This window comes from Paraburkholderia sp. TE9906 (assembly GCF_056279605.1).
Genome location: NZ_JBWCCT010000002.1, coordinates 760,746 through 785,922, shown reverse-complemented (window position 1 = coordinate 785,922; position 25,177 = coordinate 760,746). Strand labels below are relative to the sequence as shown.

Sequence of the window (25,177 nt, the reverse complement as noted above, 5' to 3'; positions counted from 1 at the left end):
TATGCCTTGGCGCGTAAAGGACGGGTCAAAGGTGAAGGTGCACGTATAAAAATCGTGTAAACGGACAAGGCCGCTCCATCCTGCGATGGAGCGGCCTTGCGGGTTGGGACGTGCTGGGCCGTGTCGAGGCGGCCGCGCCCTGCTATCCGGCGCTTACGGCAGCAGCACCGTCGAGCCCGTGGTGCGGCGTCCTTCGAGATCCGCGTGAGCCTGCCCGACGTCCGCCAGCGCGTAACGCTGGTTGATGCTCGTCTTGACCTTGCCCGAGGCGAGCACGTCGAACAGTTCCGCCGACATCGCCTCGTAATCGGCACGCTTCGCGATATAGGTGAAGAGCGTCGGGCGCGTGAAGAACAGCGAGCCGCGTCCGGCGAATTCCGACGAATCGAGCGGCGGCAGCGGCCCCGACGCATTGCCGAAACTCACGAACATGCCGAGCGGCGCGAGGCAGTCGAGCGAGCCCGTAAACGTGTCCTTGCCGATCGAGTCGTACACCACCGGCACGCCCGCGCCGTTAGTGATCTCGCGCACGCGCTTCGTGAAATTCTCGCGCGTGTAGACGATCGCGTGATCGCAGCCATGCGCTTTCGCGATCTCCGCTTTTTCATCGGAGCCGACCGTGCCGATCACCGTCGCGCCGAGCGCCTTGGCCCACTGGCACGCGAGCAGACCCACGCCGCCCGCCGCGGCCTGAATGAGGATCGTGTCGCCGGCCTTCACGGGATACGTGCGGCGCAGCAGATATTGCGCGGTCAGGCCCTGCAGCATCGCCGAGGCGGCCTGCTCGTCGCTCAGCGCGTCGGGCACCTTGACGACCTGCGAGGCCGGCAGCACGCGCTCCTGCGTGTACGCGCCAGGCGGGCGCGCCACGTAGGCGACGCGGTCGCCCGTTTTCAGTTCCGTCACGCCCGGCCCGACCGCGCTGACCTCGCCGGCGGCCTCCATGCCGAGGCCGCCCGGCAACGGCAGCGGATACAGGCCAGTGCGGAAATACACGTCGATATAGTTCAGCCCGACCGCCGTCTGCCTGATGCGAATCTCGCCGGCGCCAGGCTCGCCCACTTCGACGTCGACCCATTTCATCACCTCCGGGCCGCCGGTTTTATCGAATCGGATTGCTTTGACCATCACGTCTCCTTGAGGCAGGTGTTAGTTATTCGAGCGTTGTTCGCGTCTCGTTCAGATCACCGCGCGTACGCGCGCCGTCAGACTTGCTGCGTGAGGCGCATGGTCAGCACGTCGAGCACCATGCGCGCCGTCGAGATGTTCGTCGCGCACGGAATGTTATGCACGTCGCACGCGCGCACCAGCGCGTTGATGTCCGGTTCGTGCGGCTGCGGCGTCATCGGGTCGCGCAGGAAGATCACCATGTCGACGCGTCCTTCTGCGAGTTGCGCGCCGATCTGCAGGTCGCCGCCATGCGGACCCGACAGCATCCGCTCGACCGTCAGGCCATGCGCGTCGGCAATGCGCCCGCCGGTCGTGCCGGTCGCGATGATGTCGCAGCGCCGCAACGTGTCGACGTATTCGCCGGCCAGTTTGACGATGTCGTCCTTCTTGTGATCGTGCGCGATCAGCGCAATGCGGGTGGTCATAACGTAAGACTCCTGAAACCGTTGTTGTGATTGTCGTTGTTGTAATGATGCTGGGCGGCAATGCCGGAGTCACGGCGCCGGCATTGCCGCACGTTCAGAACGTGCCCGGATACGCGCCGCCGTCGATCAGCCAGTTCTGCCCGGTGATGTACCCGGCGTGCACGCTGCACAGGAACGCGCACGCGCGGCCGAATTCGTCGCGGTTGCCGAAGCGGCCGGCGGGGATCGTCTTCATGCGCTGCTTACGCGCGTCGTCGATGGAAATGTTTTGCGCCTTGGCCTGCGCCTCGAACGTGACCGCGATGCGGTCGGTGTCGAACAGGCCCGGCAGCAGGTTGTTGATCGTCACGCCGGTCGGCGCCACCTTGCGCGCGAGTCCCGCGACGAAACCGGTGAGCCCCGAGCGCGCGCCGTTCGACAGGCCCAGCACGTCGATCGGCGCCTTCACCGCCGAACTCGTGATGTTGACGATGCGCCCGTAGCCGCGCGCGCTCATCGAGTCGATGGTTGCGCGGATCAGCTCGATCGGCGTGAGCATGTTGCTCTCCAGCGCGCGAATCCAGTCCTCGTGCGTGAAATTGCGGAAGTCGCCCGGCGGCGGGCCGCCCGCGTTGTTGACGAGGATGTCGGGCTGCGGACAGGCAGCGAGCGCGGCAGCCCGGCCTGCGGGCGTGGTGATGTCGCACGCTACCGTTTTCACTTCGACGCCGCTCTGCCTGCGGATCTCTTCCGCGGTCGCCTCCAGCGTCTCGGCGGTGCGTGCGACGATCGTCAGATTGACGCCCTCGGCGGCGAGCGCTTGCGCGCAACCGCGTCCCAAACCCTTGCTGGCCGCGCAAACGAGCGCGGTGCGTCCTGCGATTCCCATGTCCATGGATGCGTCCTCGTGACGTTGTGCCGGCGCATCGGCGCGCCCGGCGTTGCAAAGTTCCCCCCGATTCTAGAAGAATCGGTGCCCGACTGTGCCGGGCGCCGCGCCCGCCGATCGCAATCTCCGGTATCTTCGGGCGGCACTCTTTCGGTAAACTTGCGCCGTGGCGCGTCCGCCGGCCAGCCGCCTGGCGGCGCGGGCGGCACGCCGAACCGATCTCCGATCGATCCCGATTGATCTCTCTTGCGCCGCTTGCGCCCCCGCCATGACCCAGGACAGCCGCTTCCCCAATCTTTTCATCCTCGATCACCCGCTGATCCAGCACAAGCTGTCCCATATGCGCGACCGGGACACCTCGACGCGCACGTTCCGCGAGCTGCTGCGCGAGATCACGCTGCTGATGGGCTACGAGATCACCCGCAACCTGCCGATGACCACGCGCCGCATCACCACGCCGCTCGTCGAGATCGACGCGCCGGTGATCGCCGGCAAGAAGCTCGCGATCGTGCCGGTGCTGCGTGCGGGCATCGGCATGTCGGACGGCCTGCTGGAGCTGGTGCCGTCGGCGCGGGTGGGCCACATCGGCGTGTACCGCGCCGACGATCACCGCCCGGTCGAATATCTGGTGCGCCTGCCGGACCTGGAGGACCGCGTGTTCATCCTGTGCGATCCGATGGTCGCGACCGGCTACTCCGCCGTGCACGCAGTCGACGTGCTCAAGCGCCGCAACGTGGCCGCCGGGAACATCATGTTTCTCGCGCTGGTGGCCGCGCCCGAGGGCGTGCAGGTGTTCCAGGACGCGCATCCGGACGTCAAGCTGTACGTCGCCTCGCTCGATTCGCACCTGAACGAGCACGCGTACATCGTGCCGGGTCTGGGCGACGCCGGCGACCGGCTGTTCGGCACGAAGAATTGAGGGTGAGTTGATCGTGGGCTGAAAAAGCGCTGGCGGCAGGTAGGAAAGGCCGCCGGCGGCCCGCGATTCTGCACTTTCCACGTCGTTTTCAACGGCTTTCCAGCTACTTTCCGGCCACGTCACCCTCTGCCGCCCCCTTGCGGCGTGATAAAATTCGAATCCGCTCAAAGAACGGTTCAACCTGCGTCACCGTCTGCACCGCCCGTCTGCACCGCCCGTCTGCACCGCCGCTTCGCGCCTTGACGCGGCACTCGCCAGGCTGGTGCCGGGTTTGCCGCCCGCCCGCCGCCCCGCTTCATCCGCGCAGCCGCCTCTGGTCCGCGAGGCCAGGTGCAGGAGCCGGCTGAAGACGGTTCGACACAGGCGGCTAGCTGGGAACGGTCGGCTGCAGGCGGCGAGTCCGAACAGGCAGCCGCCGGGCGGTCTCACACCAGACGCTTTGACATCGAGGCGCGCGTCACGCAAGCGCCCGACATCGCAACGACAATTGCACTATGCGTGCGCCCCGCTGGCGCGCGCGACGGAGAAAGGTATGGCGGGTCATTCGAAATGGGCCAACATCAAGCATAAGAAAGCAGCGGCCGATGCCAAGCGCGGCAAGGTCTGGACGCGGCTCATCAAGGAAATTCAGGTCGCGGCGCGCATGGGCGGCGGCGACATCGACTCGAACCCGCGTCTGCGGCTCGCCGTCGAAAAGGCGTACGACGCCAACATGCCGAAAGACAACGTCAACCGCGCGATCCAGCGCGGCGTGGGCGGTGTGGACGGCGCGAGCTACGAAGAAATCCGCTACGAAGGCTACGGCATCGGCGGCGCGGCGGTGATCGTCGACACGATGACCGACAACCGCACCCGCACGGTCGCGGAAGTGCGTCACGCGTTCTCGAAGAACGGCGGCAACATGGGCACGGACGGCTCGGTGTCGTTCATGTTCGATCACGTCGGCCAGTTCCTGTTCGCGCCCGGCACGCCGGAAGACAAGCTGATGGAAGCCGCGCTCGAAGCCGGCGCCGACGACGTCGTCACGAACGAAGACGGCAGTATCGAAGTGCTGTGCCCGCCGAACGATTTCCCGAAGGTGAAGACCGCGCTCGAAGCCGCGGGCTTCAAGGCCGAATTGGCCGAGGTCACGATGAAGCCTCAGACGGAAGTCGAGTTCACCGGCGACGACGCCGTGAAAATGCAGAAGCTGCTCGACGCACTGGAAAATCTGGACGACGTGCAGGAAGTCTATACAAACGCCGCGATCGCCGACGAATGAGCGTGCTCCGGCAGCGCGCGGCGCGCGGGTTCACGTGGGTCGAACCCGAACTCCGCGCCGCGCTGCCGGCTGCCCCTCGCGTTGCCGCTTATTGCTGCTGTTTGCCGCTGAACGGGCGTTTTGAACACGGGTGCAGCGTTGCGCGCCCGCCTGGTCATCGTCACTCGGGTTCGTCCCGGATTCGGTCCACCGGCTTCCTGGCCGGCGCAGGCCGACCCGGCGCGAATCTCGCTATTTATTGCACGGCTGAGCTTCCCGCTTCAGCCGTTTATGGTTTTTAAGTCTCGGGGATTCACATGAAGTTACTCGTCGTCGGTTCCGGCGGTCGCGAACATGCACTCGCATGGAAGCTCGCGCAATCGCCGCGGGTTCAGCTCGTCTACGTCGCGCCGGGCAACGGCGGCACTGCGCAGGACGAGCGTCTGCGCAACATCGACATCACCGAGCCGGCCGCGCTCGCCGATTTCGTCGAACGGGAACAGGTCGCCTTCACGCTGGTCGGGCCGGAAGCGCCGCTCGCGGCCGGCATCGTCAACCTGTTCCGCTCGCGCGGCCTGAAGATTTTCGGGCCGACCAAAGAGGCCGCGCAGCTCGAAAGCTCGAAGGACTTCGCGAAGGCGTTCATGAAGCGCCACGCGATCCCGACCGCCGAATACGAGACCTTCGCCGACGTCGCCGCCGCGCATGCGTATCTGGACGCCAAGGGCGCACCGATCGTCATCAAGGCCGACGGACTTGCCGCCGGCAAGGGCGTGGTGGTCGCGCAGACGCTGGAAGAAGCACATGCCGCGGTCGACATGATGCTGTCGGACAACAAGCTCGGCGATGCCGGCGCGCGCGTCGTGATCGAGGAATTCCTCGCCGGCGAGGAAGCGAGCTTCATCGTGATGGTCGACGGCAAGCACGTGCTGCCGCTCGCGTCGAGCCAGGACCACAAGCGTCTGCTCGACGCCGACCAGGGTCCGAACACCGGCGGCATGGGCGCGTACTCGCCCGCGCCGATCGTCACGCCGCAACTGCATGCGCGCGTGATGCGCGAAATCATCCTGCCGACGGTGCGCGGCATGGAGAAGGAAGGCATCCGCTACACCGGCTTTCTGTACGCCGGCCTCATGATCGACGCGCAAGGCAACCCGAAGACGCTCGAATTCAACTGCCGCATGGGCGACCCCGAAACGCAGCCGATCATGGCGCGTCTGAAGGGCGACTATTCGAAGGTGGTCGAGCAGGCGATTGCCGGCACGCTGGATACGGTCGAGCTGGAGTGGGACCGCCGCACCGCGCTGGGCGTGGTGATCGCCGCGCACAACTATCCGGACACGCCGCGCAAGGGCGACCGCATCAACGACATCCCCGCTGAAACCGCGGATTCGGTCACCTTCCACGCCGGCACCACGCTCGCCGACGGCAAGCTGACCACCTCGGGCGGCCGGGTGCTGTGCGTGGTCGGCCTGGCGGATTCGGTGCGCACCGCGCAGTCGGTCGCATACGACACGATCAACCAGATCTCGTTCGACGGCATGCAGTATCGCCGCGACATCGGCTACCGTGCGCTGAACCGCAAGCAGGACACCCGGACCGAGGGCAAGCAGTAAGCCACCACCCCGCTCGCCCGCGGGCGGCGCCAACGGCGCTACACTGCGGGCGCGACCCAGCGGGTTTTCCGCACCCGCCGCAGCCGGTGGGCCGGGTGAGGCGAAAGCCCGCCGCCGGACGCGAAACACCGTACGCCGCGCCTTCGCAGGTTTGTGCCTGACACAGGCCCGGCCGTCGCCTTTCCCGAAAAACCGCGGTACGACGAGCGTGCCGCCCCCAGCATCCGCATTCATGACTGATTCGAGCTACGACATACAGGCCGTGCGCAACTGGCTGCAAGGCCTGCAAACGCATATCGCTGACACGCTCGGCGAGTTGGACGGCACGCCGTTCGCGACCGACGCATGGCAGCGTGGTCCGGGCGAAAAGCTGCGCGGCGGCGGCTATACGCGGATTCTCGAAGGCGGCAAATTCTTCGAACGGGCCGGCATCGGTTTCTCGGACGTCGCGGGCGACGCGTTGCCGGGTTCGGCCAGCGCGGCGCGTCCGCAACTGGCCGGGCGCGGCTTCGAAGCGATGGGCGTGTCGCTCGTGCTGCACCCGCACAATCCGCACTGCCCGACCGTGCACATGAACGTGCGCCTGCTGATCGCAACCAAGGCCGGCGAAGAGCCGGTGTTCTGGTTCGGCGGCGGCATGGACCTGACGCCGTACTATGGCTACGAGGAAGACGCCCAGCATTTCCATCGCACCTGCCGCGATGCGCTGCAGCCTTATGGCGCGGACCTCTACCCGAGTTTCAAGCGCTGGTGCGACGAGTATTTCTTCCTGAAGCATCGCAACGAAGCGCGCGGCATCGGCGGGATTTTCTTCGACGATTTCTCGGCGCCGGGCTTCGATCAATCGTTCGCGATGGTGAGAAGCGTCGGCGATGCGTTCCTCAAAGCGTACCTGCCCATCATCGAAAAGCGCCGCAACATTCCGTACGGCGAAGCCGAGCGCGAATTCCAGGCGTACCGGCGCGGCCGCTACGTCGAGTTCAATCTGGTCTTCGACCGTGGCACACTGTTTGGACTGCAGAGCGGCGGACGCACGGAATCGATCCTGATGTCGATGCCGCCTGTGGTGAACTGGCGCTACAACTGGCATCCCGAACCGGGCACGCCGGAAGCGCGTCTTTACAGCGATTTTCTCGTGCCGCGCGAGTGGGTGTGACGCGCATTGCGCGCACCATGCCTTCCACGCGGCCACGACAAAGGACCTTCACCTGAAGCCGAACGCTCATCCTGTTGCCCTGCCTCGCCGGATCGGCCTGCTAGGCGGCACTTTCGATCCGATCCACGACGGCCATCTCGCGCTCGCGCGGCGTTTCGCCGAGGTGCTGCAACTGACCGAGCTGGTGCTGCTGCCGGCCGGCCAGCCATGGCAGAAAGCGGACGTATCGCCGGCCGTGCACCGGCTCGCGATGACGCGCGCGGCGGCCGGCACGCTGGCGCTGCCGGGCGTGACGGTGCGCGTCGCGACCGACGAAATCGATCACGACGGCCCGACCTATACGATCGACACGCTGCAACGCTGGCGTGAACGCGAAGGTGAGGACGCATCGATTGCGCTTCTGATCGGCGCGGATCAACTCGTGCATCTCGACACATGGCGCGACTGGCGGCGCCTGTTCGAGTTCGCGCATATTTGCGCGGCCACCCGGCCCGGTTTCGACCTCGCGTCGATTCCACCGGCGGTCGCTCAGGAAATCGACGCGCGCCGTGCCCGCGCCGACGTTCTGCAAGCCACGCCTTGCGGCCACTTGCTGATCGATACGACGCTTGCGTTCAACGTCTCGGCCACCGACATTCGCGCGCATCTGCGCGAACAGGTGAGCCAGCGGCTCGCCCTCGCGGGCGGCGAACAGCAAGGCGAGGCCGCGAGCCATGTCCCCACCGCGGTGTGGGACTATATTCTTCAACATCATCTGTACCACCGGTAACCCCATGGATATTCGCAAACTACAACGCGTGATCGTCGACGCTCTCGAAGACGTCAAGGCGCAAGACATCAAGGTGTTCAACACCAGCCACCTGACCGCGCTGTTCGATCGTGTGATCGTCGCGAGCGGCACCTCGAACCGGCAAACCAAGGCGCTCGCGTCGAGCGTGCGCGAAAGCGTGAAGGAAGCCGGCGGCGACATCATCAGCACCGAGGGCGAGGACATCGGCGAATGGGTGCTGGTGGATTGCGGCGACGCGATCGTCCACATCCTGCAGCCCGCGCTGCGCCAGTACTACAACCTCGAGGAAATCTGGGGTGACAAGCCGGTGCGCATCAAACTGTCCACGCCCGATCCGTTCGGCGGCGCGCGTTCGAGCGAGCCCGACGACGAGGACGAAGAAGACGAAGACGCGCCGGCCGTGAAGAAGCCCGCGCGCAAGACCGCTGCTCGTCGCAAGTAAGCCGGCTTTGCAGGCTGGCAACTTGTAGACCTCAGTTCGCGACTCCTTCGTTCATTGCCTCGCTGATGAAACTGCACATCCTCGCCGTCGGCCACAAGATGCCCGACTGGATCGCCACCGGCTTCGACGAATACGCGAAGCGCATGCCGCCCGAGCTGCGCATCGAACTGCGCGAGATCAAGCCCGAGCAGCGTTCGTCCGGACGGTCGGCGGAAAGCGTGATGGCCGCCGAGCGGCAGAAGATCGAAGCCGCGTTGCCGAAGAACGCGCGCATCGTCGCGCTCGACGAACGCGGCAAGGACTGGACCACGATGCAGCTGGCCAATGCCCTGCCGACCTGGCAGCAGGACGGCCGCGACGTGGCCTTTCTGATCGGCGGCGCCGACGGGCTCGATCCCGATCTGAAGGCGCGCGCCGACATGCTATTGCGCGTGTCGAGCCTGACCTTGCCGCATGCGATGGTGCGCGTGCTGCTCGCCGAACAGCTTTACCGCGCGTGGACCATCACGCAAAATCACCCCTATCACCGCGTGTGAGCGGACGCGGCGGCTGAGCGGGCGCGCGGTTTTGGCGCCTTGCGGTTCGGGGCTGATTGCCGGGCGCGTTGTCGGTCTTCGTTGCAGGCCTTCGTTGTCGTCTGGTTATCCGCGTCGGTCGACGTGCCTGGTCGATCGGCTGCGTCGACCCGTGCGCCAGAACGCGTGATCGATGCAACGAGTCGATACACGGCTCGACGCAGCCGATCGACGCCCGCCCTGCCCGCCCGTCGCGCGATCATCTCCCGTTGCTCACACATTCCCAGCAATCCGCTTCATCGAGACCGTTCATGCCCACGCCCGCCGCCTCGCTGCATCCGTTCGTCTACCTCGCATCGCAAAGCCCACGCCGCCAGGAGTTGCTGCAACAGCTCGGCGTGCGTTTCGAACTGCTGCTGCCGCGTCCCGATGAAGATGCCGAAGCACTCGAAGCCGAATTGCCCGGCGAATCCGCGCACGACTACGTGCAGCGCGTATGCATCGCCAAAGCGCACGCCGCGCGTGAGCGGCTGGTGGCCGGCGGCCATGCGGCGCGGCCGATCCTCGTGGCGGATACCACGGTCACGATCGACGATGCGATTCTCGGCAAGCCCGTCGATGCCGACGATGCCGTTGCGATGCTCACGCGACTCGCGGGCCGCGCTCATGAAGTGCTGACCGCCGTGGCCGTGATCGACGCCGAAGGCGCGTTGCTGCCCGCCGCGCTATCGGTGTCGAAGGTGCGCTTTGCTGCAGTGCACGCAGACGCGATCCGTCGTTATGCGGCGAGCAGCGAGCCGCTCGGCAAAGCCGGCGCCTATGGCGTGCAGGGACGCGCCGCGGAGTTTATCGAACATATCGACGGGTCCTATTCAGGTATCATGGGTTTGCCGCTTTTTGAAACCGCTGCCCTCCTGCGTGCAGCGCGCATCGACTTCTAAAATAACACCATGAATGAAGAAATCCTGATCAATGTCACGCCGCAGGAAACGCGAGTCGCGCTCGTCCAGCAAGGCGCCGTCCAGGAACTTCACGTCGAACGAACGCTGTCGCGCGGACGCGTCGGCAATGTCTATCTCGGCAAGGTCGTCCGCGTGTTGCCGGGCATGCAATCCGCCTTCATCGACATCGGTCTGGAACGCGCCGCGTTTCTGCACGTAGCCGATATCTGGCATCCGCGCATCGCCGGCGAGCCGCAACATCAGGCGCCGCATCAGCCGATCGAAAAGATCGTCTTCGAAGGCCAGACGCTGATGGTGCAGGTCGTGAAGGACCCGATCGGCACCAAGGGCGCGCGGCTCTCCACGCAAGTGAGCATTGCCGGGCGCACGCTCGTGTATCTGCCGCAGGAGCCGCATATCGGCATCTCGCAGAAGATCGAGAGCGAGGCCGAGCGTGAAGCGGTGCGCGCGCGTCTGACCGCCGTGTTGCCCGCCGACGAGAAAGGCGGCTACATCGTGCGCACGATTGCCGAAGATGCGACGAGCGAAGAATTGGCCGGCGACGTCGCGTATCTGCGCAAGACCTGGGCGACGATCATTTCGCAAGGTCAGCGCATGCCGCCGACCAGCCTGCTATACCAGGATCTGAATCTCGCGCAACGCGTGCTGCGCGATTTCGTCAACGATGAAACCTCGCGCATTCAGGTCGACTCGCGCGAGACGCATCAGATGCTCGCCGATTTCGCTGCGGAGTTCACGCCGGCGGTGTCGTCGAAACTGCATCACTACACCGGCGAGCGGCCGCTCTTCGATCTGTACAACATCGAAGCCGAAATTCAGCGCGCGTTGTCGCGCCGCGTGGATCTGAAGTCGGGCGGCTATCTCGTGATCGACCAGACCGAAGCGATGACCACCATCGACGTGAACACCGGCGGTTACGTCGGCGCGCGCAACTTCGACGACACGATCTTCAAGACCAATCTCGAAGCCGCGCACACGATCGCGCGGCAATTGCGGCTGCGCAATCTGGGCGGCGTGATCATCATCGATTTCATCGATATGGAAAACGTCGAGCATCGCGACCAGGTGCTCGGCGAGTTGAAGAAGGCGTTGTCGCGCGATCGGACGCGTGTGACGGTGAACGGCTTCTCACAGCTCGGGCTGGTGGAGATGACGAGAAAGCGTACGCGCGAGTCGTTGGCGCATGTGCTGTGCGAGCCGTGCCCGGTTTGTCAGGGCAAGGGTCAAGTCAAGACGCCGCGGACGGTTTGCTATGACGTGTTGCGCGAAATTCTGCGCGAGTCGCGGCAGTTTAATCCACGCGAGTTTCGTGTCGTGGCGTCACAGCAGGTGATTGATCTGTTTCTTGAAGAAGAGTCGCAGCATCTGGCGATGCTGATTGATTTCATTGGCAAGCCGGTGTCGTTGCAGGTGGAGTCGAATTTGAGTCAGGAGCAGTACGATATTGTTTTGATGTAGCTTGATTGACGGTTATTTACGCTCACTCGAAATCGCAGAAAGCCTTTACTGGCAGGCGCGATGGGTAGCCAGGAGGCGCATTACTCCGAAGTACGATCGACATGGCGACCTGTTCAAGCTGTGGTGCGTGCTGCGCGGAGTGTTCAAACACGCGACGGGTAAAAAGGTCATCGTGGCCAGCCCGTGTGCCGGTATCCAGCTCGAGGCGATCATCGGTTCCGGGAAAATGTAAGGTATTTATTAGAAAGTCGATTTCGCGAGATTCGTGGCGTGTCTGGTGGTCTGTGAAGAGTGCGAGCCGGACTTCAGCGGGCGCCTTTCGATGGTGTACCCGCCCTGCGAATGCGTGCTAGCGAGATATCTCGTGCGGCCCCGGCCGGCCATTAGCTGCCGTTGACGCAATATGCGAAGGCGTCATTCCAACGGCCGGTTCGCTCCGAAGCCCGCCAGATGATCGAACGTGAGCAAGTCGGCCTGCGATCTTTGGGTCGATAGCCGGGCCCGGTCGGCCGCGATCGCGTCGGCCGCTGGGTCAGTTGACGTGTGCGAAAGATCGCCCCTCTGCGGCTCTCGAAATGGTCGAAGCCACCGGGCGACCGCTGAACTTCGTCAAAATGGCACCCCATCCCCGTGCAGCGCCGCCTCCGTTCACGGCAGCCCCGTCCTTATCCACCAAGCGTTTCAGCCCGGTCGCCCGGTGCGTTGGACTCACTGGTAAACCACTATCGCGCGTGGATGGGTATGCCAGTACTGTCAGACGGGAACGCGTATGCGCATGCCCTTCTTTTCGCTTCGAGGAGGCGCCGTTGAAAAGCTCCTTCTGCAAGTCCGATCCAGTCCCGCTATAGCAACTCCGCAAGGTTCCGTGCTTCACGCACACCGTGCCGGCAGCCCACGACCAGCGATGTGCGCAGGCAATCGGTACGTCCAGTCGAACAAAAAGGAGGCAACATGCTTTCAGGAATCCACGTGCTTCGAGCGGCGGCGAGCGCCGCATTGGCGCTCTGCGCAAGCGGGGCTTTCGCGCAGGCTTCTATCGTTTCAGGGCCGTCCAGCGATCCCACCTGCATGGTCCCCTGGAAGAGCGACACGAAGTTCATCAAGTATCCGAAGAAGAACGCGCCTTACCGGATCGCACTCGTGAACGGCTATATCGCGAACACCTGGCGTATCCAGATGATCAGGACGGCCAAGGCCTACACCGCGCAACCGGCCGTTGCCGCCAAGCTCAAGGAATTCAAGGTCGTCTCGACCGGCGAGGACGTTCCGGCGCAGATCTCGGCCGTCAACAACTTCATCGATGCCGGCTATGACGCCGTCATCGTGAACGCGCAGAATCCCTCCTCATTCGGTCCCGCGATCCGCCGCGCGAAGAACGCCGGTGTGGTGCTGGTCGCTTTCGACAACACGCTGGACAGCGCAGACGCGATCAACGTCAACGTCGACCAGTATGGGCTCGGCGCGCTGTGGGCCAAATGGCTCGCGGGCCACCTGCCGAACGGAGGCAAGGTGCTCGAAGTTCGCGGGGTGGCGGGCACGTCGGTTGATACGGACCGGCACAATGGTTTCACGAAAACGTTGGACGACACCGGCAAGAAGTGGAACGTCGTCCAGGTCTACGGCAAGTGGGACGACGGGGTCGCGCAAAAGGTCGCCGCCGACGCGATTGCCGTGCAGGGTCATTTCGATGGCATATCGGCGCAAGGCGGCGACACGGGCGTCGTGCGCGCGATGATCGATGCGAAACACCCGTTCGTGCCTTTCGGCGGCGAGACGGAGAACGGCTTTCGCAAGTTCTGCGCGCAGTATGGGAGCCAGGGCCTGAAGTGCACGTCGGCGGGCACCGGGCCAGCGCAGGTGGCCGTGGCGATCAAGACGGCACTCGCTGCACTGGATGGCCAGACGGTTCCCGTGGCGATCAAGCTGCCGCTCGACGTCACCGACGATTCGATGCTCAAGTCGGGCGTCAACTATTTTCCGAACGACTCCGACAACTTTTTCGTCGGCAACTCGTTTCCGACATGCGGCATCAATTTCTCTGCGCAGGAAATCATGAAGCAGAACCAGGGCAACCAGTGACCGGATGATGGCCCGCGCTGTGACCGGAGACGAAGCATGCTGCAGGATGCAGAGCAGCCGTTCTTTCAGATGTCTGGCGTGTCGAAAAGCTACGGCGGTGCCGTCGCACTGGATCAGGCCGAGCTCACGGTGCGCAGCGGCCGCATTCACGCGATCCTCGGCGAGAACGGCGCGGGCAAGTCCACGTTGCTGAAGGTGATGTCCGGCGTCGTGCAGCCGGACGAGGGCACGATGCACCTCGACGGCCGGGAGGTCTCGTTCGCCTCGCCCGCCGAGGCGAACGCGGCCGGCATCGTCTGCGTGTATCAGGAACTGTCGCTGATCCCCGACTTGAGCGTGGCGGATAACATCTACGCTGCGAACCCGCCGCGACGTTTCGGGATGATCGACCGGCGGGCCCAACGCCGCCAGGCCGAGGAGGCGCTCGCGCGAGCGGGCGCTGCCGACATCAATCCGCTTGCGAAAGTCCGGGACCTGCCGCTGTCGCGCCAGCAGATGGTCGAGCTGGCGAAGGGGTTGGCACACGCGCCGCGCATTCTGATCCTCGACGAAGCCACCTCGGCGCTGACCGCGGCCGACGTCGCGCGCGTGATCGAGGTGCTCAAGCGCCTGCGCGAAGAGGGGCTCGCGCTGCTGTTCATCTCGCACCGCATGCACGAGGTGAAGGCGCTCGCGGACGAATGCACGGTCTACCGGAACGGTCGTCATGTGATGAGCTTCGAAGCCGGCACGCGCTCCGACAATGAGGTTGTCGAAATGATGATCGGCCGGAAGTACCAGCATGCGTTTCCTGCCAAGCCCGCGGCCAAAACGGCGGACCAGCCCGCGGACGCCCGCAGCACCGCGCCGGTTCTCGCCTGTCATGATCTCGCATGGAGCGACACGCTGCGGGGCATCAGCTTTTCGGTGCAGGCCGGTGAAATCCTCGGACTGGGCGGCCTCGACGGACAAGGCCAGCGCGAACTGCTGCTCGCGCTGTTTGGCGTGTTGCGCGGCTGCGCTGGCAAGATCGAGATCAACGGCAAAGCCGTGTCGATCGGGAGCCCGACGGCCGCGCGCGCCAACGAAATCGGTATGGCGCTGATACCGGAAGACCGCAAGACCGAAGGCTTGATGCTGCCGATGTCGGTACGCGAGAACCTGTCGTTTGCCGCACTCGATCGCATGTCCATCGCGGGCATAATCGATCGCGACCGCCAGCAGTCGCTCGTCGAGCAGATGATGGAGCTGCTTGCGATCAAGTCGTTCAGCGTCGACGCGCCCGTGAGCTCGCTGTCGGGCGGCAACCAGCAGAAGGTCGTCATCGCGAAGTGGCTGATGCGGCAGCCGAGGATCCTGCTGCTCAGCGACCCGACGCGCGGTATCGACGTCGGCACCAAGCAGGAGCTCTACCAGCTGCTCAGGCGCCTTGCCGACGAAGGCGCCGCGATCGTCTTCTATTCGACCGACTATGACGAGCTGATCGGCTGCTGCGACCGCGTGCTCGTACTGTACGAAGGCAGGATCAAGAAGGAACTCGCCGGCTCGGCGATCACCGAGCAGAACCTGATTGCCAGTGCTCTCGACCTGCCCGTCGGACAGATTGTGCCTTCCACGGGAGTGGCGCTATGAGCGGGCTGCGTTACTGGTATGCGGAGAATCGCGGAGCGGTGTTCGCGTTCGGCCTGTTCGTGCTGATGTTCGCGATCTATCTCGTCAACTATCCGTCGGCGTTGTCGGCCAACGTATTTCAGACGGCAGCGAACAAAGCGGTACTACTCGCGCTCGTCTCGATGGGGCAGGCGCTCGTCGTGCTGACCGCCGGCATCGACCTGTCGATCGGCATGATGCTGGTGCTGACGAATTGCATCGGGTCGTGGCTCGTCACGGGCGACTCGCTGCACAGCGCGCTCGGCATCGCCGGCGTGCTCGGGGCGGGCGCGCTGTGCGGCGCGCTGAACGGCGTGATCATCATTTTCGGCCGGCTGCAGCCGATCGTGACGACGATTGCGACGGGCGCCGTCTACTACGGATTGGCGCTGCTGCTGCGCCCTGTGCCCGGAGGATCGATCAACGAGGACCTCGCCGACGCACTGACGGGCAAGATCGCCGGCGTTCTGCCCGCGAGCCTGGTGATTCTGCTCGCCGCGATCGTGATCGTCTGGATTCCTTTCAAACGCTCGGCGATCGGGCGAGCGGCATACGCCACCGGGTCGTCCGAACCCGCGGCTTTCCTGTCCGGCATGCCGATCCGCCGCGCGAAGTTCGCGAGCTATACGCTGGCCGGCCTGCTCGCGGCAGTCGGCGGCCTGTTTCTGACGTTCTTCACGGACACCGGCGAAGCGAGCCTCGGCAGCGCGAACTCATACACGCTGTTTTCGATCGCCGCGGTAGTGATCGGCGGCGTGTCGCTGCTCGGCGGCAAGGGCAGCGCGATCGGCGCGATCTTCGGCGCATTCGCGTTCCGTTGCATCGGCGATCTGCTGTTCGTGTTCAACGTCGATGCGCTGTGGCAGCCGCTATTTCAGGGCATGATTCTTCTGCTTGCTGTCGCGATCGGCGCGTGCGGATTGTTCAGGGTGCGCAACCGTCTGGAGTGGTTTCAATGAGCCACGCTTCCGCGACCGGCCGGACCACGTTCGTGTCGAGGCTCACCCGCAGAATCGACAAACCGATCGTGATCGCATTCGCGTGTATCGTCGCGCTGCTGCTCGTCGGCGGGATGTTTTCGCGCAACTTCACGTCGCCGGAATACATCCTGCTGCAACTGAAGGTCGGCGCATTCCTCGGCATCATTGCGACCGGCCTGATGATGGTGATCCTGCTCGGCCACATCGACCTGTCGCTGCCGTGGACGATCACCGTCGGCGCGATGATGGCGTGCGCGGTCGCGGGGCACGGCGATCTCGGGCGCGTCCTCGCGATTCCGGTCGGGATCGGTTGCGGCGTGCTGATCGGCATCGTCAACGGCATCCTCGTCGCACTGCTGCGCATTCCGTCGATGATCGCGACGCTTGCGACCAATGCGGTCGCGCAGGGCATCATGATTGTCTATACGGGCGGATCGTCGCCGCAGGATTCTGCGCCGGAGGTGATGCGCTGGCTCGCGGCGGGCTGGCTCGTACCGGGCGTGCCGAATGCCGTCGCGCTGTGGGTGGTGATCGGCGGCGCCACGATGTTCCTGCTGTCGCGCACGACCTTCGGCCGCACGCTTTACGCGATCGGCAACACCGAGCGCGCGGCGTATCTTTCTGGCATCGATACGCGGCTCGTCACGGTGACCGCCTTCGCCGTGTGCAGCGCGTTCGCCGCGTTCGGCGGCGTGCTGCTCGCGGGCTATGCGTCGAAGGCGGCACAGTCGATGGGCGATGCTTACCTGTTGCCGGCGATCGCGGCGGTCGTGCTCGGCGGCACGTCGATTCTGGGTGGACGGGGTTCATACCTGGGCACGGTGGCCGGCGCGATCCTCATCACACTGCTGCAATCGATCCTCTCGGTCGCGCAGATGCCGGAGGCGGGGCGTCAGATCATCTACGGCGTGGTGATCGCGGCGATGCTCCTGCTGTATGGGCGAAGCAAGCGAGAGGCGTAGGTCGAGCCGCTGGCCCGCCAGTCGCGCTCAATCAACGAATGCAACCGGCCAACAAGAGTCATTCGCCATCGTCACTTGAATCGCCGACAATCCGCGGTGCTATCTTCCAGGCATAGCTAATATGCCCGGCGTCAAGCGTCAGTATCCTCTTGAGCGAACTCGCAGATCTCTGCCCGTGCGCGTCCGTCTCGCCGACAGCGCGATTCCCTGTAAGAGCAAGCTATGGAAGACGTGGACGTGCTTGTTATTGGCGCGGGCCCGGTGGGTCTGCTGCTGGGCACCGAACTGCAGCGCGACGGAGTCGCGGTAAAGGTGGTCGACCGGATGCCAAACAGGGGATTTTTCAGTAAAGCACTCGGCATAACGGCTCGCACGCTCGAGATTTTCGACGACCTCGGAATCGCTGATCGTGCAATCGAGGCCGGTACATGGCTCACCGGAGTTGAAACGTGGGTCGACGGGGCAATGGTGCCCGAGCGTTCGATGCGAATACCGGAAGACGGCCTGCCCTATGGCTCGCTTTCACTCGCGCAGTACGAGACGGAGCGGCTCTTCGAAGTGGCGTTCGCAGAGCATGGGGGGCGAGTGAATTACGGCTGTACGCTGGACAGCTTCACCGACAACGGCGAGGCTGTCGAGGCGCGTATGACGGGGGCGCAGGGAGAGGCGCTCACCGTGCGTTGCAGATGGCTGGTCGGATGCGACGGCGCGCACAGCAAGGTTCGCTCGGCGTTGGGCCTAAGCTTCGAAGGCGATCAATATCCGCAGACCTTTGCACTTGCAGATGTGGACGTGGTGGTCGTATCCGCGCGGGCCCCTGTATCGATTTGAATGGACTGATCCGGCGCGGGCGAAAGCGAGCCTCGTAGCTGTGCCCGTTCGCTCCTCCGCGAAGCGCTACCGGCTCTCGATGATCGTGCCCGATGAACATGCCTCCTTGCTCGCAAGCACTGGAACAGCGGACCCCGAAACGATCTACAGCCTGCTGTTGCCGTCTTTGCCAGCAAGCACGCAGCTATCGTCGATGCGATGGTCATCGGTTTATCGGGTGAGCCATCGTATTGCATCTGCGTATGGGCGTGGCCGGGCGTTCATTGCCGGCGACGCCGCGCACATTCATCCCCCCGTGGGCGGCCAAGGCATGAACACGGGCTTGCAGGACGCGCACAATCTCGCGCGGAAACTGGCATATGTCGTGAAGGGCCTGGCGGATCCTGCATTGCTCGACAGCTATACGGCAGAACGACATCCGGTTGGCGTCGATGTCGTCAAGTCGACGAGTGCGGCGCTCAATGCAGTGCTGGCGCGGCAGGCAGCGAATCCGGCGATGCGCGAGACCCAGCTGCTGATTTCCTATCGAGGGAGCCCGGTCGTCACTGACCTTTACCCTGACGCCGATCCGGCATCTCCCGCGCCGGGTGACCGACTGCCCGATGCGCATGCCCTGATGCAACGTTTCATTGGCCATCCAAGGCGGCTTCATGAGTTCATTGGCCGGGGCAAACATACGCTCATAGGCTATGTCGACAAGCCTGACCAATATGGCGCGTTCGTCGACGGTTGTCGTGCTCTGTCGACGGCATTACCCAAAGCTACATTAGCTGTACTTGTTACGGCGCCCGGCTGCAAAGTGTCTGCTTCTGAGTTCATGACTACGGTGACGGACGCAACCGGCGAGTTCGCTGCCACGTATCGGGCGAGAGGGGGCGCAGCATGGATTGTCAGACCGGACGGATATATCGCATGGAGAACTAGCGGCTGTTCGGGCGCCGAAATCAAAAGCTGGCTAGATCGGCTACGCATGCAAACGAGCCATACAGGCGAGAACCGCTAGATTGCGCGCGCACGACACCTGAGCGACCGCTTTGGCGCGCGTCGCTTGACCGATTAGGGTCGCGTGCTTGCGATCGCGGCCGTGCGAGATTCGGGCGGTCCATGCCGTTTGCATGAGGCAGTGATATTGCAGATGTATAGCCCTGGCGGCTGAAGTATCAAAGCAGGCAGCCATGCAACCGGAGCGAGATTGACGGGCTGCGTCAGGTCGGTCGGCCATCGACGCGAGGTCTATATCGCGGCAGGAGCGTCATGCGAAGCGACTCCTCGCCATCATGCTAGATATGCCGGCTCGAGGGGGCCATGGGGGCGCTTTGTGCGCGGTCGTACAGAACGCTAATCTGCGTCCTGCTCCAATGGGGGAGATACATTTTATAAACGCAATCGCAATTCTTTCTTTAGGCGGCGGCGAAAGTGAAGACGACGACGCTATCCGAGGCACAATGCGAAAGCTTTTTTAAAGATGGATTTATCTGTCTGGAGAAAGTCGCCAAGTATTCGGAAGTGAAAAGCCTGCGTGCAGTCGGTGACCGTCTTCTGTGCGAAAAGACGGGATTCGATCAAGGCATGCTATTTGACTTCTATCCCGAGGGTGAAGGTCAGGACAAGCCAAAACTCCTGCAATTGAGTCATCCATCGCATTTCGAGCACAGCTTGTTGGAGAGCGAGTTATGCAGTCGCATGCAGCGCGTCGCCATGCAACTGCTCGGGCCCGAGGCGCGCTTCGTCAGCGACAGCTTCTTTCAGAAGCCGGCCCACACCGATGCCGTCACACCCTGGCATCAGGATGAAGCGTTCACCGATCCGCGCATCGAGCATCGCGAAGTGAACGTATGGTTCCCCTTGCAACCGGTCTCGCTCGCCAACGGCTGCATGCAGTTCATCCCCGGCTCGCATCTCGGGCCGGTACTGCCGCATGAACCCATCGGCGGCGATCCGACCACGCACGGACTCGAGTGCGCAACGGGCTTCAGTATAGAAGACGCGGTCATTTGTCCGCTAGAACTCGGTGACTGCACCATTCACGCTGGGCGCACGCTGCATTTTGCCGGTCCGAATCATTCGGATGAACCGCGTTACGCTTATTCGATGGTGTTCGGTTTGCCACGACGCGCATCGCGTGAAGTGCGCAGCTTCCCTTGGAACGATAAGCGCAAGCTCTCGCGCGATGAACGCGCTCACGAAGCGCGAGTGCGCGCCGGTTTCTGGCCTTATCTGTGTCGCAGGGTGCGCGAGTTCGATTATACGAATCCCTATGAGTGGCGGCTTGGCGTAACGCGCGTCGCGCGTCTCATCAAAGGAAAACGCACCGCAGGAGAGTAGTGCTGAGAGCTTAAAGATAAACAACAATCACCGCCTGACTGCTTAAACACGAGTATTTACCAGGCAAGCCACTATGCTCCATCACATCTCCACGAGCGGCCTTAGTCAGCTAAGGGAAACAACTCGTCCGTCAGTTTTAATGGCCGCTTTACGGAAAACCGATGGTCCGTTGTGGGTCGATGACAATCGGTTACGGCCAGGCCGGAAATACTGGCGCACCCACTCGCACGAACGAACAGCTGGGAAAGACCGACACGAAGAAGCCGACCCGCGATGGTCGGCTTTTTCTGTTCTGATGGATATCCCAAAAACATAGCTTCCTGGCGATCTGCTAGGTTTACGCCGTCATAAGCGACAGGAACCGGTGATGGGCGGCACTGAACTGAAAACAGATTCGTTGCAACGGCGGATGATGTACAGCAAGGATGCCTACGGGAGCGGGCGCATCTTTCTCACTACCGAGCAGAAACAGGCGGTCGATGAAGGCAAGAAGTTCTCCCAACGAGCATACGCCGATGTATGGGCAAAGGATGCCGCGCTCGTGCAGCGCGTCCGCTCGTTTCTCGGGACGTACTTCCACTGGCACCAGCGGCTGGCGAAGGCCGGCACGGATCTGGAAGTCATCCAGACCTTGCAGTCCATGATTCGCGGCGAGAGTGTCGTGTTAGTCGCCGAGCAGTCCCGCTCAGGTGGCTCCGTTGCGGTTGCTACACCGGCACAGCCGAAAGTACCGAGCTTTCGCGAATCGTTGATGACCGGGTACGGCATGAGCTACGACGCTGCGACGGCCTATATCGAGCGCTATAACGATATGGTGGACCGCGCCAGTGCGGTTGCGGCCCGCTATGCGAGCGTAGCCGCATCGTCACTGGTCGACACCGCAGGCGATCTGACGGAGGACGCTACACCGCTCGGCGATGCACACCCGTTCGAGTATCGCGACAATCCTCCCGAAGCCTCCACTTTCGATTTGGCGGGCACGCCCAACACAGGTGGACCGGGTTGGCATACCAATCCCCGGCAGTGGGCAAATGCGTCTCTTCGACAGCAATGGCAATCCCGTTGTTGATTTTGACTTTGACCACGACCATGGGCAGGGGATCCCCCACGCTCACAACTGGGATTCAATACCGGGAATCAAATTTCCGGTTAGAGGTCCCGGGGTCGCTTTCTCCCCTCTATGATTTATTCAAACTGACAGACTATGAAACTATCTCGCAGCTACCACGACGCCAGAACTCTCTGGCGCAGCCTATTCGCGCGCCAATGCATCCGCATTGCTCAATTTCGAACTCGTAAACGGTGATTCTGCACAACTGCTGTTCTCTGGGGTCCAAGCTCTGCGGATCAATGACTACGGCTTGCAAAATGTAGTCTCGCGTCTTCTCATTTCGCCGTCGTACACCTTTTCGATCGCTGAGATCAACGAATACATTTCGTGGGCGCATAGCAAGCACGACTACAAGGCCTCGTTCTCTGATGAAGAAGTCAGAGAGATGCGAACCTTCGTCGAGCGCGGCCGACTCGCACTGTTTGTTTTGGAACCCTCTGTCGGCGCTGAGATTGTGATCTTGTGCGAACCTGCGCTAGAGGTGAAGAAGGCGGACGAGAACCCCTAAGGGGTCAGTACCGTGTCAGCGTATGTGCTGGGCGGGCTTCCCCTCTTGGAAGAGATATCAATGGCCGATCTTGACTGGATAAACTATTCCGGCGTAGTTACGGGTGCTATCGGTGCATTGACGGGCATCGCTGGCGCGCTCATGGGTGTCGTCAGTCTCCGAAGAACCGGCCAGATAAAGGCGTTGGATTTACGATTGGAATTGAGGAAAGCGAGTGCTGACCTATGTCACCATTTCCGCGGCCTGCGAGAGCTAATCGATGAGGCGAACAGGTCGAGAGTTGGGGTGTTGGCCACCAGAGAGGGAACCACGTGGCGAAACAGAGTCCAGGGGAGAAACATACCCAGCGCACAGGACGTTTGGGCCGATCAAGTTGACACCGATCGCGCAAAGGTTGGCGAACTGGAGGCGCTGATGCCAGACACTAAGGCGGGGTACGCCGGCCTTCCTCATGAGACGCTAGAGACCAAGCTAGTCGAGGTCCATTCGCTACAAACTCAAGTCTCTGCGCTTGCCGAAAAGTATAAGGCTGCCTTGGCCAGGGACGACAACACCAGGAGAGAAATCGCGCAAGCTCGACAGGTACCGTGGCGATAGCCGCATGTACGCGTTGAGTGCCATTTTTATCTTTGGTGGGTCGGTTGGTGGGTAGCACCATCAAGCACACTGAAAACCCTTAACGCACCTGCATGATTGGCGGACACCGCCTCCGGTCCCGCCGACGTGGCGATATGTCCCCGTTCACTCGTGAATAACCGAAGCACACCTTCGATGGGTAGCTAGCGCGGACAATCAATCAATCTAGCAGCTCAACATACTGATTTATAACGATATAAATCAGTAGATTGGAGCAATGCGATATTGTTTTGATGTAGCTTGATTGACGTTTAATTACGCTCACTCGAAATCGCAGAAAGCCTTTACTGGCAGGCGTTCTCAGGGAAATCAGGTTGATCGCCGTCGATCGCCGCACAATGGAAGCGCGCCTCTGATGGGTAGCTAGAAGGCGCATTACCCCGAAGTACGATCGACATGGCGAAGATCCAAACCAACCGGCGGTCGTTCAGCGCACCCCGTCGTCCGGCCGCAACGGGTGGTCTACGGAAGTTCGCCAGGCGAGTCGAGCGCGCTGCGCATGGGCTTCTGATGGACTTCCGGGTTCGGCCACAAGCCGCCGGTCACGTATGCCGTCGATCGGACATTTAGGCGTCGGCTCTGCCCTCCGTAACCGGCCATTCGACTAGCAAAGACGAACGCTTCGTCATCGGCCGCTTCGTTAGTGCGGAGGGGATGTCCCTCAAAAAGTACGAAGGGGCAACGCCGTTGTCACGGCATCGCAGTGTTCGTCGGTAGTGCAGTGCGGAGTGCCGGAGTGGTATCAGACATGACTGATCCTCCTCGCGGTCTCATGCTTCGGTCTCGTAAAGCAGACTGTAACTCCCGCTCGTTCGCTTGATTCGCGCGAAGCCGAGTTCCCCCAAGTGCATACCGGCGATCAACAGTCCCTCTGAACTGACTACGTCCAGAAGCCGTGATCGTGTGATGGCTGCGAGGGAGGGGTCCTGATCGAATGCAATCGATACGTCTGGCCGCTTGATCTGGATGTGAGGAAAATGAACAATGTCTCCCCAAACAAGCAGGCTCTGATCAGGGGATTCGAAAAGATATCCGGAGTGTCCATCTGTGTGACCAGGTAGCGGCATCGCTCTGATACCGGGAAGCACTTCTCCCTCGTCGAAAGTGCGAAGTCTGTCGCGGTAGCCGTTGAACACTTGACGCGCGATCTGGAAGTTGCCGCGGGCACGCTCGCTGGCACGACTGAGATTTCCGTCGTCCTGCCAGAATGCGACCTCTCGCTGATGAGCAACAAGCTCCGCATTCGGAAAGTTAATGTGTCCGGCTGCGTCCACCAGTCCTCCGACATGGTCAGGATGGGCGTGTGTGAGCACGATTGTGTCGATCCCGGCTGGATCGACGCCAGCAAGCGATAAATTGCTCTTCAGGCGGCCGCCCCATTGCTTGATGCCTCCAGCCCCACCGTCGATGAGAATCGTGCGGCCCGCGCCGCGCACCACGTAGCAGTTGATGTGCACGGCGGAAGGCGCCTTCTGCCCGGCATCGCTTTGCATTCTCGATGCCTCGGACGGGTCGATATTCGAGAGGAAGTCCAGGCTGGCGGTGAGGTAACCATCGCTAATTGCGGTGATCGTGAAATCCCCGGCTTGCTGACTTGGAAACGGAATGGCGGACACAACTTTTCTCCAGATGACTTTCTAATTGCGGGCGTGAATGTTCGACGCGGCATAACCAAAACAACGGATGCGCGCCGTGAGACCCGTGCAACGCGTGATGGCGTCGTCCAGGGCTTCCATGAACCGGTTCATTACCGAAGGCGTGCGAAACGTCTCAAGGCGATATTGGACCTCCGCGAAGATGGGATGTCCGTGCCCATGCCGAACCTCGACATAGATGACATGAACGTTGTCGAGTGCCGCTGCAAGGACGCCCGTACAGAGTTCGACGCAGTCGCGGGAAAGCTCAGCAAGCGTCTCATCAGACGGCATTTGCCCCGCAGGAATGTGGAAAGTGACGTTGGGCATCGCGGACTTGTTTTTCCTGTTCGGTCGAAACGGTGCGGGAGCGTGTCAGTTGCTCCGTCATCGGTGAGTAGAGGTGGACGCCTTCGGACAGGCTCTCGACAAGTTGAGCGTTTCGCCGAGGCAGTTTTGCGAGCCAACGGCGTTCCGGAAACTTCTCCAGCGCAACTGCTTGCATGGCTAATGGTGTGAGGCCCATCTGAATCAGAGGTTCGGGGCCTCTTGCACAAAGCACGAGGAGTTCGTCAGCATTGACCGCCGGCGCAAGGCCGATATCGCTGTAGAGATTTCGGTGCCAATCGGTAATGTGTTGCTGCCACCTCGCAAAATTGCCGCCACCTTTCTGGCGATATTCCTCTCCCGTGAGGACATCGAGACCGTCAATCGTGTGAACGGCAAGGTAGACCGGGCAACCATCGCTTATCGACTCGAAGCGCTGCGACGTGTGAAAGCCAGATACCGAGATGAGGGCGGGCAGCTTTTCAAGGCTGTAGAAGTCGTTCCATTCGGCTTCGCTGCTGGGATCGGCGAAGCTGCATTCTACGGTGTAGATCATCAGATTATCCTTCGTGGCGCGTAAGCAGATTACTGCAA

General features: G+C 62.5%; 25 protein-coding genes. 19 read left to right on the top strand and 6 right to left on the bottom strand.

The annotated features are described in order from the left end of the window. Positions 1-153: 153 nt before the first annotated feature. The 3 genes from ACZ9H4_RS07395 to ACZ9H4_RS07385 all read right to left on the bottom strand — a co-directional run bounded on the left by ACZ9H4_RS07395 (position 154) and on the right by ACZ9H4_RS07385 (position 2,469). On the bottom strand, positions 154-1,128 hold the full coding sequence (locus tag ACZ9H4_RS07395; protein WP_476118614.1) for a quinone oxidoreductase family protein: 975 nt from the start codon (positions 1,126-1,128) through the stop codon (positions 154-156). 77 nt (positions 1,129-1,205) lie between these two features. After that, on the bottom strand, positions 1,206-1,595 hold the full coding sequence (locus ACZ9H4_RS07390; protein ID WP_121316999.1) for a methylglyoxal synthase: 390 nt from the start codon (positions 1,593-1,595) through the stop codon (positions 1,206-1,208). A 94-nt stretch (positions 1,596-1,689) separates the two neighbouring features. Beyond that, complete coding sequence (locus ACZ9H4_RS07385) at positions 1,690-2,469, bottom strand: SDR family oxidoreductase (protein ID WP_408148506.1); 780 nt, start codon at positions 2,467-2,469, stop codon at positions 1,690-1,692. Positions 2,470-2,731: 262 nt separating this feature from the next. Between ACZ9H4_RS07385 and upp the strand changes: the two genes are divergently transcribed. From upp to ACZ9H4_RS07290, 19 genes are all read left to right on the top strand, one after another. Continuing rightward, the gene (upp, locus tag ACZ9H4_RS07380) at positions 2,732-3,382 is read left to right on the top strand and encodes a uracil phosphoribosyltransferase (protein WP_408148504.1); all 651 of its coding nucleotides are present in this window, start codon (positions 2,732-2,734) and stop codon (positions 3,380-3,382) included. A 532-nt stretch (positions 3,383-3,914) separates the two neighbouring features. Then, on the top strand, positions 3,915-4,643 hold the full coding sequence (locus ACZ9H4_RS07375; protein ID WP_121316992.1) for a YebC/PmpR family DNA-binding transcriptional regulator: 729 nt from the start codon (positions 3,915-3,917) through the stop codon (positions 4,641-4,643). A 296-nt stretch (positions 4,644-4,939) separates the two neighbouring features. Continuing rightward, positions 4,940-6,238 carry a phosphoribosylamine--glycine ligase gene (gene purD, locus ACZ9H4_RS07370; protein ID WP_408148503.1) on the top strand — a complete coding sequence of 433 codons (1,299 nt, stop codon included), beginning with the start codon at positions 4,940-4,942 and terminating at the stop codon, positions 6,236-6,238. 232 nt (positions 6,239-6,470) lie between these two features. Then, positions 6,471-7,394 (top strand): oxygen-dependent coproporphyrinogen oxidase, encoded by a 924-nt coding sequence (gene hemF, locus ACZ9H4_RS07365; protein WP_408153966.1) that lies wholly within the window; start codon positions 6,471-6,473, stop codon positions 7,392-7,394. 52 nt (positions 7,395-7,446) lie between these two features. Further along, complete coding sequence (locus ACZ9H4_RS07360) at positions 7,447-8,163, top strand: nicotinate-nucleotide adenylyltransferase (protein ID WP_408154048.1); 717 nt, start codon at positions 7,447-7,449, stop codon at positions 8,161-8,163. 4 nt (positions 8,164-8,167) lie between these two features. Continuing rightward, positions 8,168-8,626, top strand: coding sequence for a ribosome silencing factor (rsfS, locus tag ACZ9H4_RS07355; protein WP_408148499.1), 459 nt, complete (start codon positions 8,168-8,170; stop codon positions 8,624-8,626). Between the two features lie 65 nt (positions 8,627-8,691). Beyond that, on the top strand, positions 8,692-9,162 hold the full coding sequence (rlmH, locus tag ACZ9H4_RS07350) for a 23S rRNA (pseudouridine(1915)-N(3))-methyltransferase RlmH (RefSeq protein ID WP_042327538.1): 471 nt from the start codon (positions 8,692-8,694) through the stop codon (positions 9,160-9,162). Positions 9,163-9,452: 290 nt separating this feature from the next. Continuing rightward, positions 9,453-10,082 (top strand): Maf family protein, encoded by a 630-nt coding sequence (locus tag ACZ9H4_RS07345; protein ID WP_476118611.1) that lies wholly within the window; start codon positions 9,453-9,455, stop codon positions 10,080-10,082. 9 nt (positions 10,083-10,091) lie between these two features. Continuing rightward, positions 10,092-11,561 carry a ribonuclease G gene (gene rng, locus ACZ9H4_RS07340; RefSeq protein WP_168661161.1) on the top strand — a complete coding sequence of 490 codons (1,470 nt, stop codon included), beginning with the start codon at positions 10,092-10,094 and terminating at the stop codon, positions 11,559-11,561. 1 nt (position 11,562) lies between these two features. Further along, positions 11,563-11,793 carry a hypothetical protein gene (locus ACZ9H4_RS07335; protein ID WP_408148494.1) on the top strand — a complete coding sequence of 77 codons (231 nt, stop codon included), beginning with the start codon at positions 11,563-11,565 and terminating at the stop codon, positions 11,791-11,793. Between the two features lie 719 nt (positions 11,794-12,512). Then, entirely contained in the window at positions 12,513-13,640 is a 1,128-nt protein-coding gene (locus ACZ9H4_RS07330; RefSeq protein WP_476118609.1) for a sugar ABC transporter substrate-binding protein, read from the top strand. A 36-nt stretch (positions 13,641-13,676) separates the two neighbouring features. Beyond that, positions 13,677-15,251: a sugar ABC transporter ATP-binding protein gene (locus tag ACZ9H4_RS07325; protein WP_476118608.1), complete on the top strand. Its 1,575-nt coding sequence runs from the start codon at positions 13,677-13,679 to the stop codon at positions 15,249-15,251. Then, positions 15,248-16,228 carry an ABC transporter permease gene (locus tag ACZ9H4_RS07320; protein ID WP_408148488.1) on the top strand — a complete coding sequence of 327 codons (981 nt, stop codon included), beginning with the start codon at positions 15,248-15,250 and terminating at the stop codon, positions 16,226-16,228. The genes ACZ9H4_RS07325 and ACZ9H4_RS07320 overlap by 4 nt, the downstream gene beginning before the upstream one ends. Then, on the top strand, positions 16,225-17,211 hold the full coding sequence (locus ACZ9H4_RS07315) for an ABC transporter permease (RefSeq protein WP_132380169.1): 987 nt from the start codon (positions 16,225-16,227) through the stop codon (positions 17,209-17,211). The genes ACZ9H4_RS07320 and ACZ9H4_RS07315 overlap by 4 nt, the downstream gene beginning before the upstream one ends. A 222-nt stretch (positions 17,212-17,433) precedes the next feature. Beyond that, the gene (locus tag ACZ9H4_RS07310; protein ID WP_476118607.1) at positions 17,434-18,042 is read left to right on the top strand and encodes an FAD-dependent monooxygenase; all 609 of its coding nucleotides are present in this window, start codon (positions 17,434-17,436) and stop codon (positions 18,040-18,042) included. A gap of 79 nt (positions 18,043-18,121) precedes the next feature. Then, complete coding sequence (locus ACZ9H4_RS07305) at positions 18,122-19,045, top strand: FAD-dependent monooxygenase (protein ID WP_476118606.1); 924 nt, start codon at positions 18,122-18,124, stop codon at positions 19,043-19,045. 413 nt (positions 19,046-19,458) lie between these two features. After that, positions 19,459-20,367 carry a phytanoyl-CoA dioxygenase family protein gene (locus tag ACZ9H4_RS07300; RefSeq protein ID WP_476118605.1) on the top strand — a complete coding sequence of 303 codons (909 nt, stop codon included), beginning with the start codon at positions 19,459-19,461 and terminating at the stop codon, positions 20,365-20,367. 367 nt (positions 20,368-20,734) lie between these two features. Next, the gene (locus tag ACZ9H4_RS07295) at positions 20,735-21,436 is read left to right on the top strand and encodes a hypothetical protein (RefSeq protein ID WP_476118604.1); all 702 of its coding nucleotides are present in this window, start codon (positions 20,735-20,737) and stop codon (positions 21,434-21,436) included. 208 nt (positions 21,437-21,644) lie between these two features. After that, positions 21,645-21,986 (top strand): hypothetical protein, encoded by a 342-nt coding sequence (locus ACZ9H4_RS07290; RefSeq protein WP_476118603.1) that lies wholly within the window; start codon positions 21,645-21,647, stop codon positions 21,984-21,986. Between the two features lie 1,406 nt (positions 21,987-23,392). Here ACZ9H4_RS07290 and ACZ9H4_RS07285 read toward each other — a convergent pair. The 3 genes from ACZ9H4_RS07285 to ACZ9H4_RS07275 are packed head-to-tail and all read right to left on the bottom strand — an operon-like array spanning position 23,393 to position 25,139. Next, positions 23,393-24,238: an MBL fold metallo-hydrolase gene (locus ACZ9H4_RS07285; protein ID WP_476118602.1), complete on the bottom strand. Its 846-nt coding sequence runs from the start codon at positions 24,236-24,238 to the stop codon at positions 23,393-23,395. Positions 24,239-24,259: 21 nt separating this feature from the next. Further along, positions 24,260-24,586, bottom strand: coding sequence for a tautomerase family protein (locus ACZ9H4_RS07280; RefSeq protein WP_476118601.1), 327 nt, complete (start codon positions 24,584-24,586; stop codon positions 24,260-24,262). Continuing rightward, on the bottom strand, positions 24,540-25,139 hold the full coding sequence (locus tag ACZ9H4_RS07275) for a sugar ABC transporter (RefSeq protein ID WP_476118600.1): 600 nt from the start codon (positions 25,137-25,139) through the stop codon (positions 24,540-24,542). The genes ACZ9H4_RS07280 and ACZ9H4_RS07275 overlap by 47 nt, the downstream gene beginning before the upstream one ends. Positions 25,140-25,177: the final 38 nt, after the last annotated feature.

Coding starts and splice junctions, on each gene's coding strand:
- ACZ9H4_RS07395 (WP_476118614.1), bottom strand. CDS start 1,128: ATGGTCAAAGCAATCCGATTCGATAAAACCGGCGGCCCGGAGGTGATG.
- ACZ9H4_RS07390 (WP_121316999.1), bottom strand. CDS start 1,595: ATGACCACCCGCATTGCGCTGATCGCGCACGATCACAAGAAGGACGAC.
- ACZ9H4_RS07385 (WP_408148506.1), bottom strand. CDS start 2,469: ATGGACATGGGAATCGCAGGACGCACCGCGCTCGTTTGCGCGGCCAGC.
- upp (WP_408148504.1), top strand. CDS start 2,732: ATGACCCAGGACAGCCGCTTCCCCAATCTTTTCATCCTCGATCACCCG.
- ACZ9H4_RS07375 (WP_121316992.1), top strand. CDS start 3,915: ATGGCGGGTCATTCGAAATGGGCCAACATCAAGCATAAGAAAGCAGCG.
- purD (WP_408148503.1), top strand. CDS start 4,940: ATGAAGTTACTCGTCGTCGGTTCCGGCGGTCGCGAACATGCACTCGCA.
- hemF (WP_408153966.1), top strand. CDS start 6,471: ATGACTGATTCGAGCTACGACATACAGGCCGTGCGCAACTGGCTGCAA.
- rsfS (WP_408148499.1), top strand. CDS start 8,168: ATGGATATTCGCAAACTACAACGCGTGATCGTCGACGCTCTCGAAGAC.
- rlmH (WP_042327538.1), top strand. CDS start 8,692: ATGAAACTGCACATCCTCGCCGTCGGCCACAAGATGCCCGACTGGATC.
- ACZ9H4_RS07345 (WP_476118611.1), top strand. CDS start 9,453: ATGCCCACGCCCGCCGCCTCGCTGCATCCGTTCGTCTACCTCGCATCG.
- rng (WP_168661161.1), top strand. CDS start 10,092: ATGAATGAAGAAATCCTGATCAATGTCACGCCGCAGGAAACGCGAGTC.
- ACZ9H4_RS07330 (WP_476118609.1), top strand. CDS start 12,513: ATGCTTTCAGGAATCCACGTGCTTCGAGCGGCGGCGAGCGCCGCATTG.
- ACZ9H4_RS07325 (WP_476118608.1), top strand. CDS start 13,677: ATGCTGCAGGATGCAGAGCAGCCGTTCTTTCAGATGTCTGGCGTGTCG.
- ACZ9H4_RS07320 (WP_408148488.1), top strand. CDS start 15,248: ATGAGCGGGCTGCGTTACTGGTATGCGGAGAATCGCGGAGCGGTGTTC.
- ACZ9H4_RS07315 (WP_132380169.1), top strand. CDS start 16,225: ATGAGCCACGCTTCCGCGACCGGCCGGACCACGTTCGTGTCGAGGCTC.
- ACZ9H4_RS07310 (WP_476118607.1), top strand. CDS start 17,434: ATGGAAGACGTGGACGTGCTTGTTATTGGCGCGGGCCCGGTGGGTCTG.
- ACZ9H4_RS07305 (WP_476118606.1), top strand. CDS start 18,122: ATGATCGTGCCCGATGAACATGCCTCCTTGCTCGCAAGCACTGGAACA.
- ACZ9H4_RS07295 (WP_476118604.1), top strand. CDS start 20,735: ATGGGCGGCACTGAACTGAAAACAGATTCGTTGCAACGGCGGATGATG.
- ACZ9H4_RS07280 (WP_476118601.1), bottom strand. CDS start 24,586: ATGCCCAACGTCACTTTCCACATTCCTGCGGGGCAAATGCCGTCTGAT.
- ACZ9H4_RS07275 (WP_476118600.1), bottom strand. CDS start 25,139: ATGATCTACACCGTAGAATGCAGCTTCGCCGATCCCAGCAGCGAAGCC.